Raw genomic sequence first — 13,395 nt, 5'->3', positions numbered from 1 at the left:
GCTACTTCGCCACGGCGACCGGACTGCCCAGCAAGGCGGCCATCGTCGACAGCAGCAGGTCCGCCGCCACCGGCTTGACCAGGTGCTCGTCGAAGTGCGTCGCCAGCGCACGCGCGCGGTCGTGCTCGCGGCCGTAGCCGGTCAATGCCACCAGCCGCAAGGGTTTCATGCTGCGCAGGCGCGGATCGGCGCGCAGGCGGCTGGCGAGTTCGTAGCCATCCATGCCGGGCAGGCCGATGTCCAGCAGCGCGAGGTCGGGCACGAAGCCATCCAGCGACGCCAGCGCCGACGGGCCATCGTGGGCCACGCGCACGTCGTAGCCGGCATCGACCAGCACCACTTCGAGCAACTGCGCGGCATCGACGTTGTCGTCCACCAGCAGGATGCGGCCGCCATGGCTGTCCACGCTGGCCGTCGGCGCCGAGGCGACGTCGGGCGCCGCAGCTTCCTGCGCGATGGGCAGGCGCACGGTGAACATCGCGCCGCGGCCGATGCCTTCGCTGGCCGCACTGACCGTGCCGCCATGCATGGACACCAGCGTCTTCACGATGGCCAGGCCCAGGCCGAGGCCGCCGGCGTGGCGGTCCATGCCCTGCTCGCCCTGCGTGAACAGGTCGAACACGCGCGGCAGCAGGTCGGGCGCGATGCCGCTGCCGCCGTCCTCGACGACGATCTCCACCACGTCGCCATCGACGCGCACGCTCAGCGCGATGCGCGCATCGCTGGGCGTGAACTTGGCGGCGTTGTTGAGCAGGTTGGCCACCACCTGCGCCAGGCGCACCGGGTCGCCGTTGACGACCACCGGCTCCTTGGGCAGGTCCACCGCGACGGGCAGGACGCGGCGCTCCAGCATCGGCTGCGTGAGCTCCAGCGCGCGGTCGGCCACCGACTGGATGCGCACGCGCTCCATGCTCAGCTGGATCTTGCCGCGCGCGATGCGCGACACGTCCAGCAGGTCGTCCACCAGGCGCATCAGGTGCGCCACCTGGCGCTCGATGATGCGCCGCTCCATCGCCGATTCCTGCGCACCGCGGCGCGCCATCAGGTGCAGCGCGGTGACGATGGGCGCGAGCGGATTGCGCAGCTCGTGGCCCAGCATCGCGAGGAACTCGTCCTTCACGCGGTTGGCGGTTTCCGACTGCGAGCGGGCCGACTGCGCATCGGCATACAGCCGTGCGTTGTCGAGCGCGAGCGCGGCACGCTGGGCGAGCTCGACCAGCAGCGCGCAGTCGTCCTCGCTGAACTGTCGGTCGGACTCCGATTGCAGCGCGGCCATCGCGCCCAGCGTGCGGCCTCGGGCCACCAGCGGCACGATGAAGTAGGCCCGCAGCCCGATGGCCTGCGCGAAAGTCAGCAGGTCGCGGTCGCGGATGCGGTCGAACTCATTGGGCGGATCGAAATGCGCCAGGTGCGAGCGGCCCGTCGCCACCGCCCAGGCCATGGAGCCCGGCGTCTCGGACGATGCATGCAGGCGCTGCACCAGCTCCTGCCCGAAGCGCGTCTTCTGCGGATCGGAATGGTGCGTGAGCGCGCGCTGCAGCTTGCCTTCGGCATCCACCAGGTCCACCCGGCACCAGTCGGCGATGTTGGGCACGACGATGGAAGCGATGGCTTCCAGCGTGGCATGCGGCTGCAGCGAACGGGAGAACACGGCGCCGGCGGAAGCCAGCATCTCGAGCCGGCGGCGCGCGTGCTCGGCGCCGCCGCGCGCATTGCGTTCAGCGGCCAGCAGTCGCTCGCGTTCGGCTTCGTCGCGCGAACGCTGCTCGCCGGCGACGATCAGCGCGTCGGCCACTTCCTGGATCTCGTGGATGTCCGAGGGCGTGAGCGCGGGCATGTCGCCGCGGCCCAGCGCCTGCGCCGCGCGGCGCAGCTCACCGATGGGGCGGTTGATGCTGCGCGCGATGGCAAAGGCCGCCACGCCGCCCAGCAGCATGGACAGCAGGATGCCGCTGCCGTAGGCGATGGCCGATCGGTACACACCGGAGTCGACGTTCGCCGTGGGGATGCCGATGGCCACCGTCCAGCCGGTGAACTTGCTGCGCGAGATGGCGGTCAGCAACGCATCGCTCTCCAGCGCGTAGGTCGGCCCCACGCCTTCGTCGCCCACCGCGGCCATCAGCCGCTGCAGGCCGGGCGCGGGCGGGCCGCCGAGGTACTTGGCGTGCTCGCGGGACCTCGCCACCCGAGCGCTCTTGATGTCGAAGACCGAGACGATCCAGTCGTCGGGCACCTTCTGGTGCGACACGACGTCGACGATCGCATCGGGGTTCATGACTGCCGTCAGCACGTAGCGCAGGTTGCCGTCGCGCAGCACCGGCACGCGCACCGGAATGCCCTGCTCGCCGCGCTGGCCCCGGCGCATCGGACCCACCAGGGGCTGGCGGCTTCGCACGAGCTGGTCGAAGCTGCCGGGCTCGGCGATGGCCAGGTCGGCCCGGCCCTGGGGGTAGCCGGTGTGCATCACGACCTTGCCGCTCGGGTCGTGCAAGATGATGGCGCGCCACTGCGGCCGCGTGGCCACCACGCGCTGCGAGACGCGGTAGAACTCGTCCATGTCCGCATCGTCCAGCGACGACGCGGTGGCCAGGCCTTCGAGAATGGCCACGGTACTGCGCAGTTCCCCGTCCACCGCGGTGCCCAGCGCCCGCGCCAGCTCCAGGCTGGACCGGTCGGCCTGCTCGCGCTGCTGCTGCACCAGCGCGTAGATGCCCACGCCCGACATCACCGCCAGCGGCAGGATGGCCGCCACCACCAGCACGGCGAAACGCCTGCGAAGGCCGACGCTGCGCATCAGTGCCTGCCGTCCCGCCCCGGCCCCCGGGTGGGAGAACGGGCGTCAGTTGCTGGATTGGACAACGCGGGTCTCATGGCTGGCAGCGATGTTAGGGCCAGAACATTGCAAAGTGCCAAAGCACCCGGGTTTCCGATGTGACGTCCGTGAGCTTTCGTTGGCGGCCCACCGGATAATCGCCGCCCAGGACACGGCGACCACGGGAGGGGTCTCATGAGTGACAACAATCCGTACCTGCCGCCGGCGGCGCAGGTCGAGGACGTGGCGGCCGCACCGGCCAAACGGGTGCCGCGGGTGTTCATCGCCTTGATCGTGATCTATTTCCTCCTGGAGGGGCTGGGCATCATCATCGAAGGCCAGCCGTGGCTGGCGATCCGGCTGATCGTGCTGGGCATCGCCGTGAGCCGGATGTTCAAGGGAAGCCGGGCCGCGTCGCGCGTGGTGGCCGGGCTGTTCGTCCTGGGCTGCCTGCTGAGCATCGTCACCGGCCTGCGGCTGTGGCCCGGGAACCCGGTGGAGGCCGGCATCACCTGGCTGGTGGCCGCCATGATGGCCGCCATCGCCGCCTACGCGATGTTCCATCCGTCCATGAAGGCGCTCTACGACGACGGCGACGTCGCGCGCTGGCGTCCGTAGCGGGCAGGGTGCGCCATGAAGAAGGCCCGCGATTGCGGGCCTTCGGAAGCTTGGCTGGCGAGGCGATCAGAACGGAATGTCGTCGTCCATGTCGTCGAAGCCGGTCGCCGTCTTGGGCGCGGGCTTGCTGGCCTGCTGCGGACGTGCGGCCGGTGCGCGGCTTTCGCGCTCCTCGCCACCGCGGCTGCGTGCGCCGCCACCGCTGTAGCCGCCGCCTTCCTCATCACCGCCGCCACCGCCACCCATGCCTTCACGGCCGCCGAGCATCTGCATCTCGTTGGCGATGATTTCGGTGGTGAATTTCTCCAGGCCGTCCTTGTCGGTCCACTTGCGGGTCTTCAACCGGCCTTCGACGTAGACGGAGCGGCCCTTCTTCAGGTATTCGCCGGCGATCTCGGCGAGGCGGTCGTTGAACACCACGCGGTGCCATTCGGTTTCTTCCACGCGCTCGCCGGAGGTCTTGTCCTTCCAGTTGCGGGTGGTGGCGATGCTGACCGTGCACCAGGCGCCGCCGTTGGGGTTGTAGCGGACCTCGGGGTCACGGCCCAGGTTACCGACGATGATGACTTTGTTGACCGAGGCCATGTGAACTCCGAGCGGGGGTGAAACAGACGATGGGACGGATTATCGCCTGTCACCCTTTTGCCACGCACGCCCCGAAGGTCGGAAAGAGCAACGCCCGCCGTCCCCTCCTTGGAAGGGCCCGAACGGGCGTTCCCTGGCAAGCGCGACCTTGCCAGCGGGCGCAGCGATCAGCGCTTGGTCAGGGCCGTGCCGGTGTAGCTGGTCTCGGTGATTTCCTTGGCGCCGACGGCGTTGTCCACCAGCTCGGGGTAGACGCGGCCGACCATCAGGCCGAAACCGATGGTGGTCTTGACGTAGCGCGTCTGGCCGGCGTCGAGCGTGAAGGTGAGCTTCTTCTCGACTTCGGTGGAGGTGGCAATCTCGACCGGGCCGGCAGGCAGGTCGACGAAGAAGAAGCCGCCCGGCTTGGACTCGCCCATCACCTTGCCGTTGATCGTGATGTTGGGCTGGATGGCCGCGCCCAGCATGCTGTTGCTGCGGTACAGGTACACGCGGCCCTGGTCAGGCTTGAGGCCGGGAATGGACGAGGCCACTTCAGCATGCTTGGGACCCGAGGCGCAGGCGGTCAGGAAGGCGACCAGCACGAGCGCGGCGAAGCGGAAGAACGATTGCATCTTCATTGTCATTGTTTCCTTTCGATGAGGAGGAAGGGTGTTGTCTGGGACAACGGCGAGAACGCTTTTTCGACCGGCAGGTAGAAGCCCACCAGCGTGTCGTCGCGCACGACGGCATATGCCTCGTGCATGTGCTTGCCTTCGACGGTGAGCACGATGTCGATGGGCCGGAACACCAGGCCTTGGGCGATGCGGCCCACGCCGGCGAACTCGGCGTGGGCCGGTACCGTGCGGCCGTAGCCGGAGTCCAGGCGGAACGACGCGGGCTGGCTCAGCGTGAAGCGCTTGCCGGCTTGCGGCGTGGCCACTGGCGCGTCGATGACCTGGCGGGTGACTTCGCTGGCGCAGCCAGCGGCGAGAAGCAGGACCGCGGCGAATGCCGCGCCTGTGAGGCGATGGAACATGGACCTCCCGGGTCTGAGAAGAGTTGGATCCACGCTTGGACGGCCGCGTGGTGCGGGGGAGTGTAGCGACAACGACTACATCGTCCGATGGGGTTCCCCCGAAAAGGCCATGGCGCGGCGCCCCTGCGGGTGGACGGGCCACCCGCCGCGGTCCCGTACCATCACGCGTCTTCGCACCGCGTCCCCGTCGTCCGTGAAATCCGCTTCCACCCCGCTGTCGCCTCAATCCGTCCTGCAGGAAGTGTTCGGCTATGCCGCCTTTCGAGGCGCGCAGTCCGAGATCGTGGATCACGCGACCGCCGGCGGCGACGCGCTGGTGCTCATGCCCACCGGCGGCGGCAAGAGCCTGTGCTACCAGGTGCCGGCCATCGTGCGGCACCGCCAAGGGCGCGGCGTGGCCGTGGTGGTGAGCCCGTTGATTGCGCTCATGCATGACCAGGTGGGCGCGCTGGAGGAAGCGGGCGTTCACGCCGCCTTCCTCAACTCCACGCTCACGCTGGAGGAGACGCAGAAGATCGAGCGCGAGATGATGAGCGGGCGGCTGGTGCTGCTGTACGCCGCACCGGAGCGCATCACCACGCCGCGCTTCCTCGCCCAGCTCGATTCGCTGCACGAGCGCGGCCTGCTCAGCCTCTTCGCCATCGACGAAGCGCATTGCGTGAGCCAGTGGGGCCACGACTTCCGCGAGGACTACCTCGCGCTGAACGTGCTGCATGAGCGCTACGAGGGGGTGCCGCGCATCGCGCTCACTGCCACTGCCGACGAGCTCACGCGCCGCGACATCATCGAGCGGCTGCAGCTGCAGTCGGCGCGCATCTTCATCAGCAGCTTCGACCGGCCCAACATCCGCTACGCCATCGTCGAGAAGGACAACGCCCGCACGCAGCTGCTGCGCTTCATCGGCGACGAGCATGAAGGCGAGGCCGGCGTGGTGTATTGCCAGTCGCGCAAGAAGGTGGAAGAGACCGCCGACTGGCTGGTGAGCGAGGGCGTCAACGCCTTGCCCTACCACGCGGGGCTGGACGCCGACGTGCGCAAGAAGCACCAGGACCGCTTCCTGCGTGAGGACGGGCTGGTGATGGTGGCCACCATCGCCTTCGGCATGGGCATCGACAAGCCCGACGTGCGCTTCGTCGCGCACCTGGACCTGCCCAAGAACATCGAGAGCTACTACCAGGAGACGGGCCGCGCCGGCCGTGACGGCCTGCCCGCCGACGCCTGGATGACCTACGGCCTGGCCGACGTGGTGAACCAGCGCCGCATGATCGACGAGAGCCCGGCCGGCGAGGAATTCAAGCGCGCCCAGCGCGGCAAGCTCGATGCGCTGCTGGCGCTGGCCGAGGCGCACGACTGCCGCCGCGTGCGGCTCTTGGCCTACTTCGGCGAGCACAGCACCCCCTGTGGCAATTGCGACAACTGCCTGGTGCCACCCGCCACCTGGGATGCGACCGAGTCAGCGCGCAAGGCGCTGTCGTGCATCTACCGCTTCCACCAGAACGGCGGGCAGCGCTTCGGCGCGGGCCACCTCATCGACGTGCTGCGCGGCAAGGCGACCGACAAGGTGACGCAGTACCGCCACCAGTCGCTGTCCACCTTCGGCATCGGCGCGGACGTGAGCGAGCAGCAGTGGCGGGCGGTGCTGCGCCAGCTCATCGCGCTGGGCCATGTGCAGACTGAAGGCGAGTACAACACGCTGGAGCTCACGCCCTCGGCGCGGCAGGTGCTGCGAGGTGAAGTGCAGATGCTGCTTCGCCAGCCCACCGACACGCCCAAGCGCAGCAGGACCGGCCGCGTCACGAAGAGCGGCACGCCCAAGGCGCCGCCCGTGGCGCTGGACAACGCCGGCACCGAGCGCTTCACCGCGCTCAAGGCGTGGCGCGCCGAGATCGCCCGCGAGCACAACCTGCCGGCCTACGTGGTGTTCCACGACGCGACGCTGGCAGAGATGGCACGCAACCTGCCGCGCTCGCTGGACGAGCTGGGGCAGATCAGCGGGGTCGGGGCGAAGAAGCTGGAAGCGTATGGACGTGAAATCCTGCGCGTGCTGGAGCCCATGGCCGGGTGATGGGGCCTGCATTCGGCGCCTGCATTCACCCCATCGGGGCGATCTGGCCGTATCACCCGTGAATGAGGCAGACTCGCGACCCATGCAAGACTTGAACGACGACGCGCTGATGTCCGCCTATGCGGCGGGCGATGCCTCGGCGTTCGAGGCGCTGTATGCGCGGCACCAGGCCGCGTTGTACCGCTTCATCCGTCGCCTGCTCGGCACGGCGCTTGCAGCGCAGACCGACGAGGTATTCCAGGACACATGGCTGCGCGTCGTCCACGCACGCGCGAGCTGGGATCCGCAGGGCGCGAGCTTCCGCACCTGGCTGTTCACCATGGCCAACAACCGCGTGATCGACCTCTGGCGGCGCAGCGGGCGCGAGGTGTCCATCGAAGTCGACGAGGACTCCGACAGCGGCCCCTGGGAACCCGAAGGCACGGCCGCCTGGCAGCACTGGCCGCCCCCCGCGAGCGCGACGCTGCCCAGCGAAGACCTGGCCTTCTGGCGGCGCGCTGGCGAACGTCTGCTTCAATGCCTGGAAGAGTTGCCGCTGCCCCAGCGCAGCACCTTCTTGCTGCATCACGACGATGGCCTGCCGCTGGCCGACGTGGCGAGCGCGCTGAACGTGGGCTTTGAGACCGCCAAGACGCGGCTGCGCTACGCCATGAGCAAACTGCGCACGTGCATGGGGGCCTACCTGTCGCCCTTCCAGACCTCGAAAGGAGAGGCGCGATGAGCCGCCCGGTGCCTCCGGCCGTGCCCGATGCCGACCGCGACGCCTGGCTGAGCGAGGCCCTGCGCCACGCGCCGGACGCGGACGTCGCGCCGCCCGCCTCCTTGAGCGAGATGATTCTTCGCGAGGCGCAGGCCAAGGCGAAGCCTGCGGAACCCGCGCCGCGTCCGCCCGTGCCGTGGTGGACGCGGCTGTGGGTGTGGTCGGCCAAGCCCGCCGTGGGTGCGGGCCTGGCCAGCGTGCTGGTGGCCAGCCTGGTGGGCGTGATGATGTGGGATCGGCCGCTGCAGGATTCGTCGCCTCGATCAAGGACGGACCTGCCCGTGCCTGCCGCGGCGCCCGCTGCGCCACCACCGCCGGCAGCCGCACCGCACGAGCAAGCTGCGACAGCGGGCGCTGCCGCCACTGCGGCTGACCAGGTCGCCGCGCAAGCCCCGGTGCTCGCGAAGCCCTCGGCACAGGACAAGCGCACGCCGGAGGTCGTGGCCGATGCCATGTCCCGGAAGAAGCTGGAGGCCGCGGTCGACGACGCGAAGAGGCGGCAGCATGAACTCCTCACCGACGCCCAGCGCCAGGCGGAGCAGCCCGCCAAGGCGCTCGCGGCCAAGGAGGAACGCCAGCGCGACGCGGCCTTGAAGGCCGAACCCGACGCCTTGTCGAAGGCCGCGCGCACGGCGGAAGCCATGTCGCCTGCCGCTCCGGCGGTCACCGTGGCGCCCAAGCCGGCGGCGGAGCGGATGGCCGCAGTGCCCGCACCTGTCCCGCCGCCGCCCGTTGCGGCCGTGCCGGTGGCACCGGCACCCGCTCTCGCTCTCGCTCTCGCACCCGCACCCGCACCCGCGCCAGCACCGATGCCCAGCACGGCCACCGCACCGATGGCGGCGCCTGCGGCCGGACTTGCGCGTTCCAGGATGCTGGCCCAGGAGGCCAAGCCGGGTGCCTCGAACTTCGCGGCAGGCGGGCAGCCCGTGGTCCGGCTGGAGGAAGACACGCAGGCCTTCGTGGCATTGCGCGCTGCACTCACCGCAGAACCCGCGCCGTGGACCTGGCAACGCGACGGCGGCCCGTCGCATGCCGTCGACGACACGCTCGGCGCCTTCCTCGCGCAGGTCGATGTGGCCAGCCAGGCCGGCTGGGCGTCGAGCACCGAGGTCATCGTGTCCGGCCAGGTCGGCCCCGCCGAAAGCGAACTCGCGAAGTCCGATGCGTCGGCCGCCGGCAAGCCGGTCGTGCGCACCGTGCGCCTCCTGCGCGACGGCAAGCCCGCGCACGTGCTGCGCCTGGCGGGCCGCTCGCTGGTCTGGGAACGCGACGGTTCCGCCCCGGCACGCCGCACGGTCCGCGTGATCCAGCTGGACGAGCGCCAGCTCCAGGCCCTGCGCGCCGCCCTCGACCGGCTGACACCCTGACGGCGCGCGCGGATCGTCGCGCCGCTATCATGGTCGGTTTCGCCCTCGCGCCACGATGCCTGCCGCACCCAAGCCCCCACCTCGCGCTGATGACGCTTCCATCGAAGCACCGACCATCCGCATCCGCGGTGCGCGCACGCACAACCTCAAGAACATCGACCTCGACATCCCGCGCAACAAGCTGGTGGTCATCACCGGCCTGAGCGGCTCGGGCAAGTCCAGCCTCGCCTTCGACACGCTGTATGCCGAAGGCCAGCGGCGCTACGTGGAAAGCCTCTCGGCCTACGCGCGGCAGTTCCTGCAGTTGATGGACAAGCCCGACGTGGACGTGATCGAGGGCCTGAGCCCGGCCATCAGCATCGAGCAGAAGGCCACCTCGCACAACCCGCGCTCCACCGTGGGCACGGTGACTGAAATCCACGACTACCTGCGGCTGCTCTACGCCCGCGCCGGCACGCCGTTCTGCCCCGAGCACCAGTTGCCGCTGCGCGCGCAGAGCGTGAGCCAGATGGTGGACGCCGCGCTCGCGCTGCCCGAGGACACCAAGCTCATGGTGCTCGCGCCGGTGGTGCGTGACCGCAAGGGCGAGTTCACCGAACTCTTCACCGACATGCAGGCCCAGGGCTACGTGCGCTTTCGCGTCGACGGCAAGACCGTGGAAGCCGCCGACGTGCCCAAGCTGAAGAAGGCGGAAAAGCACGACATCGACGTGGTCATCGACCGCGTGAAAGTGCAGCCGGGCCTGCAGCAACGTTTGGCCGAGAGCTTCGAAGCAGCCTTGCGCATCGCCGAAGGCCGCGCGATGGCACTGGAGATGGACTCCGGCCAGGAGCACCTGTTCTCCAGCAAGTTCGCCTGCCCCATCTGCAGCTATTCGCTCAGCGAGCTGGAGCCGCGGCTGTTCTCCTTCAACTCGCCGGTGGGCGCTTGCCCTAGCTGCGACGGCCTGGGCCTGGTGACGGTGTTCGACCCCGAACGCGTGGTGAGCTTCCCGTCGCTGAGCATGGCCAGCGGCGCGGTGAAGGGCTGGGACCGCCGCAACGGCTACACCTTCTCGCTGCTGGAAAGCGTCGCGCGGCACTACGACTTCGACATCGACACGCCCTTCGAGGATCTGCCGAAGAAGGCGCAGAACGTGCTGCTGAACGGCTCGGGCAAGGACGAGATCGAGTTCGTCTACGAGGCCGAGGGCGCCAAGGGCAAGACGCGCAGCGTGAAGCGCTGGCACACCTTCGAAGGGATCATTCCCAACTTCACGCGCCGCTACAAGGAGACCGATTCCGCCGCGGTGCGCGAGGACCTGGCCCGCTACCAGAGCGCCAAGGCCTGCCCTGACTGCGAGGGGGCGCGGCTGCGCACCGAGGCGCGGCACGTGTTCCTGCTGGACGAGCGCGAAGACAAGGGCGAGCCCATCTACCGCGTGGAGCACTTCACCCTGCGCGAATGCCTGGCCTACTTCGAAGGCCTGAAGCTGCAGGGCGCCAAGGCGGAGATCGCCGACAAGGTGGTGCGCGAAATCCGCTCGCGCCTGAAATTCCTCAACGACGTGGGCCTGAACTACCTCAGCCTGGACCGCAGCGCCGACACGCTCAGCGGCGGCGAGGCGCAGCGCATCCGGCTCGCCTCGCAGATCGGCTCGGGCCTGACCGGCGTGATGTACGTGCTGGACGAACCCAGCATCGGACTGCACCAGCGCGACAACGACCGGCTCATCGCCACGCTGCGGCACCTGCGCGACATCGGCAACACGGTGCTGGTGGTGGAGCACGATGAAGACGCCATCCGCGCGGCCGACCACGTCATCGACATGGGACCGGGGGCGGGCGTGCACGGCGGGCAGGTCATTGCGCAGGGCACGGCGGCGGAAGTCGCGGCCTCGCCGGAATCGCTCACCGGGCGCTACCTGTCGCAGGTGCTGCGCATCGCGGTGCCCAAGGAGCGGCATCAGCCCAAGGATGACGACGAGACGCCGGCCCTGAAGATCGTGAACGCCCGCGGCAACAACCTCAAGGGCGTGACCGCGGAGATCCCCGTGGGCCTGTTCACCTGCGTGACGGGCGTGTCGGGGTCGGGCAAGAGCACGCTGGTCAACGACACGCTGTATGCCGCCGTCGCCCGCAAGCTCTACAACTCTCATGCGGAGCCGGAGGCGCACGACGCGATCGAAGGGCTGGATGCGTTCGACAAGGTCATCAACGTCGACCAGTCGCCCATCGGCCGCACGCCGCGCAGCAACCCGGCCACATACACGGGCCTGTTCACGCCCATCCGCGAACTCTTCGCCGAAGTGCCTGCCGCGCGCGAACGCGGCTACGGTCCGGGGCGCTTCAGCTTCAACGTGGCCGGCGGCCGCTGCGAGGCCTGCCAGGGCGACGGCGTGCTCAAGGTGGAGATGCATTTCCTGCCCGACGTGTACGTGCCCTGCGACGTGTGCCACGGCAAGCGTTACAACCGCGAGACGCTGGAGATCCAGTACAAGGGCAAGAACATCACCGAAGTGCTGAACATGACGGTGGAGGACGCTCACGGCTACTTCAACGCCGTGCCCAACATTGCGCGCAAGCTGCAGACGCTGCTGGACGTGGGCCTGGGCTACATCCGCCTCGGGCAGAGCGCGACCACGCTGTCGGGCGGCGAGGCGCAGCGGGTGAAGCTGGCGCTGGAGCTGTCCAAGCGCGACACCGGCCGCACGCTGTACATCCTGGACGAGCCCACCACCGGCCTGCACTTCGCCGACATCGACCTGCTGCTGCGCGTGCTGCACCAGCTGCGCGACGCGGGCAACACCATCGTGGTCATCGAGCACAACCTGGACGTGATCAAGACCGCCGACTGGCTGATCGACATGGGCCCCGAGGGCGGCTCCGGCGGCGGCACGGTGGTGGCCAGCGGCACGCCCGAGGACGTGGCCGCCAACCCGGCCAGCCACACCGGTCGCTACCTCAAGCCCCTGCTCTGAGCGGGCTTGTTCGTGAATAGTGCGCACTGCCCGTGTGCGGGGTGGTGCACGGCCGCCGGGCGTCCATAGAATCCGCCTCCACCGAGGGATCCCCACTCAACAAGAAGACACGCCAACGTGAAAGCCAAGCGAACCGGCCATGACGTGCTCAGGCAGCTGCATTCGGTGATGCAGCTGGCGCAGTCGCATCCGGCCTGGGTCGAGAAGGCCGCCCTCGCAATGACGCCTGAACAGCTGCGCCGCGCGCAGGAAGGCCTGAACGTGCTGGCGCATTGCATCGCCGAGCAGCAAGGCGATGCACCCGCGATGCCTGCCATGCCCGCATTGCCTGCCACACCGGTTGCCGCCGTCGTCACGCCTGCCGCACCCAAGGCCGCCCGCCAGCGTCCGCAGCCGGCGATCGAATCCAGCTGAGACCACGGCAGCTTGCTGCCTTCCCTGTCCGGCCCCGGAAGAGGCGTGTACGCACAGGGGCTTCCCGCTCTCGCTAGACTCCGCGCACTTTCGAGGAGATCGCCATGAGCCTGACCGTCGACTACTACTTCGCCCCGCAGTCACCGTGGACCTACCTCGGACATGAGCGCTTCACCGAGATCGCCTGCGCCGCGAACGCCACCGTGCGAGTGCTGCCGGTGGACCTGGGCGGCAAGGTCTTCCCCGTCAGCGGCGGGTTGCCGCTGGCCAAGCGCGCACCGCAGCGCCAGGCCTACCGGCTGGTGGAGCTCCAGCGCTTCGCCAACTACCTGAACCAGCCCATCAACCTGCAGCCGAAGTACTTCCCCGTGAATCCGGACGACGCTGCGCAGCTCATCATCGCGGTGGACATGAACGAGGGCACCGACGCCGCGATGGCGCTGGCCGGAGCCATCCTGCGCGCGGTGTGGGTGGAAGACCGCAACATCGCCGACCCCAACGAACTCGCTGCGCTGCTGGCCGCCGCCGGCCTGCCCGCGAGGCGGCTGGACGATGCGCACTCCCAGGCGGTGCATGAACGCTACGAGATCGACTCGCAGCTGGCCATCGACGCCGGAGTGTTCGGTGCGCCGAGCTACGTGATCGATGGCGAGATCTTCTGGGGCCAGGACCGGCTGGACTTCGTGGCAAGGCGCCTGGCGCAAGGCTGAGACTCGCCGGTACCAGCAGGAACCGGGCAGTACCCTGGCGCGACTTGGTTCACGCCCCAGCGCTGTCGCAAGGGTTGAAGACTACCC

The 13,395-nt window shown here is 69.1% G+C and carries 11 protein-coding genes; 7 read left to right on the top strand and 4 right to left on the bottom strand.

Translation table 11 applies throughout. The annotated features are described in order from the left end of the window. Window position 1 precedes the first annotated feature (1 nt). Window positions 2–2,794, bottom strand: a complete 2,793-nt coding sequence (locus tag DZC73_RS14630; protein ID WP_124541045.1) for an ATP-binding protein — start codon at window positions 2,792–2,794, stop codon at window positions 2–4. A 213-nt stretch (window positions 2,795–3,007) separates the two neighbouring features. On the opposite strand from DZC73_RS14630, the gene DZC73_RS14625 reads away from it, so the two are divergent. Continuing rightward, on the top strand, window positions 3,008–3,430 hold the full coding sequence (locus DZC73_RS14625) for a hypothetical protein (RefSeq protein ID WP_124541044.1): 423 nt from the start codon (window positions 3,008–3,010) through the stop codon (window positions 3,428–3,430). 66 nt (window positions 3,431–3,496) lie between these two features. On the opposite strand, the gene ssb is transcribed toward DZC73_RS14625, so the two are convergent. The 3 genes from ssb to DZC73_RS14610 all read right to left on the bottom strand — a co-directional run bounded on the left by ssb (window position 3,497) and on the right by DZC73_RS14610 (window position 5,033). Beyond that, window positions 3,497–4,015, bottom strand: coding sequence for a single-stranded DNA-binding protein (ssb, locus tag DZC73_RS14620; RefSeq protein WP_124541043.1), 519 nt, complete (start codon window positions 4,013–4,015; stop codon window positions 3,497–3,499). Between the two features lie 167 nt (window positions 4,016–4,182). Continuing rightward, a complete protein-coding gene (locus DZC73_RS14615; RefSeq protein ID WP_124541042.1) occupies window positions 4,183–4,635 on the bottom strand; it encodes a DUF2846 domain-containing protein in 453 nt (150 codons plus the stop codon). 2 nt (window positions 4,636–4,637) lie between these two features. Beyond that, complete coding sequence (locus tag DZC73_RS14610; RefSeq protein WP_124541041.1) at window positions 4,638–5,033, bottom strand: hypothetical protein; 396 nt, start codon at window positions 5,031–5,033, stop codon at window positions 4,638–4,640. Between the two features lie 109 nt (window positions 5,034–5,142). Between DZC73_RS14610 and recQ the strand changes: the two genes are divergently transcribed. The 6 genes from recQ (at window position 5,143) to DZC73_RS14580 (ending at window position 13,308) form a co-directional block, all read left to right on the top strand. Beyond that, window positions 5,143–7,098, top strand: coding sequence for a DNA helicase RecQ (gene recQ, locus DZC73_RS14605; protein WP_124541040.1), 1,956 nt, complete (start codon window positions 5,143–5,145; stop codon window positions 7,096–7,098). Between the two features lie 82 nt (window positions 7,099–7,180). Continuing rightward, complete coding sequence (locus DZC73_RS14600) at window positions 7,181–7,819, top strand: sigma-70 family RNA polymerase sigma factor (RefSeq protein ID WP_124541039.1); 639 nt, start codon at window positions 7,181–7,183, stop codon at window positions 7,817–7,819. Further along, the gene (locus DZC73_RS14595) at window positions 7,816–9,225 is read left to right on the top strand and encodes a hypothetical protein (RefSeq protein WP_124541038.1); all 1,410 of its coding nucleotides are present in this window, start codon (window positions 7,816–7,818) and stop codon (window positions 9,223–9,225) included. Before DZC73_RS14600 ends, DZC73_RS14595 begins: the two co-directional genes overlap by 4 nt. Window positions 9,226–9,280: 55 nt before the next feature. Continuing rightward, on the top strand, window positions 9,281–12,184 hold the full coding sequence (gene uvrA, locus DZC73_RS14590; RefSeq protein WP_124541037.1) for an excinuclease ABC subunit UvrA: 2,904 nt from the start codon (window positions 9,281–9,283) through the stop codon (window positions 12,182–12,184). Window positions 12,185–12,301: 117 nt separating this feature from the next. Next, window positions 12,302–12,598: a hypothetical protein gene (locus DZC73_RS14585; RefSeq protein ID WP_124541036.1), complete on the top strand. Its 297-nt coding sequence runs from the start codon at window positions 12,302–12,304 to the stop codon at window positions 12,596–12,598. Window positions 12,599–12,702: 104 nt separating this feature from the next. Then, window positions 12,703–13,308, top strand: coding sequence for a 2-hydroxychromene-2-carboxylate isomerase (locus DZC73_RS14580; protein ID WP_124541035.1), 606 nt, complete (start codon window positions 12,703–12,705; stop codon window positions 13,306–13,308). Window positions 13,309–13,395: the final 87 nt, after the last annotated feature.

It is taken from the genome of Rhizobacter terrae, assembly GCF_003852895.1.
Taxonomy (GTDB): domain Bacteria; phylum Pseudomonadota; class Gammaproteobacteria; order Burkholderiales; family Burkholderiaceae_C; genus Albitalea; species Albitalea terrae.
The sequence above is the reverse complement of the archived record's forward strand: the minus strand, read 5'-3'. Positions and strand labels throughout refer to the sequence as shown.

Coding starts and splice junctions, on each gene's coding strand:
- DZC73_RS14610 (WP_124541041.1), bottom strand. CDS start 5,033: ATGTTCCATCGCCTCACAGGCGCGGCATTCGCCGCGGTCCTGCTTCTC.
- DZC73_RS14580 (WP_124541035.1), top strand. CDS start 12,703: ATGAGCCTGACCGTCGACTACTACTTCGCCCCGCAGTCACCGTGGACC.
- DZC73_RS14600 (WP_124541039.1), top strand. CDS start 7,181: ATGCAAGACTTGAACGACGACGCGCTGATGTCCGCCTATGCGGCGGGC.
- DZC73_RS14615 (WP_124541042.1), bottom strand. CDS start 4,635: ATGAAGATGCAATCGTTCTTCCGCTTCGCCGCGCTCGTGCTGGTCGCC.
- DZC73_RS14630 (WP_124541045.1), bottom strand. CDS start 2,794: ATGCGCAGCGTCGGCCTTCGCAGGCGTTTCGCCGTGCTGGTGGTGGCG.
- recQ (WP_124541040.1), top strand. CDS start 5,143: ATGGCGCGGCGCCCCTGCGGGTGGACGGGCCACCCGCCGCGGTCCCGT.
- DZC73_RS14625 (WP_124541044.1), top strand. CDS start 3,008: ATGAGTGACAACAATCCGTACCTGCCGCCGGCGGCGCAGGTCGAGGAC.
- DZC73_RS14595 (WP_124541038.1), top strand. CDS start 7,816: ATGAGCCGCCCGGTGCCTCCGGCCGTGCCCGATGCCGACCGCGACGCC.
- ssb (WP_124541043.1), bottom strand. CDS start 4,015: ATGGCCTCGGTCAACAAAGTCATCATCGTCGGTAACCTGGGCCGTGAC.
- uvrA (WP_124541037.1), top strand. CDS start 9,281: ATGCCTGCCGCACCCAAGCCCCCACCTCGCGCTGATGACGCTTCCATC.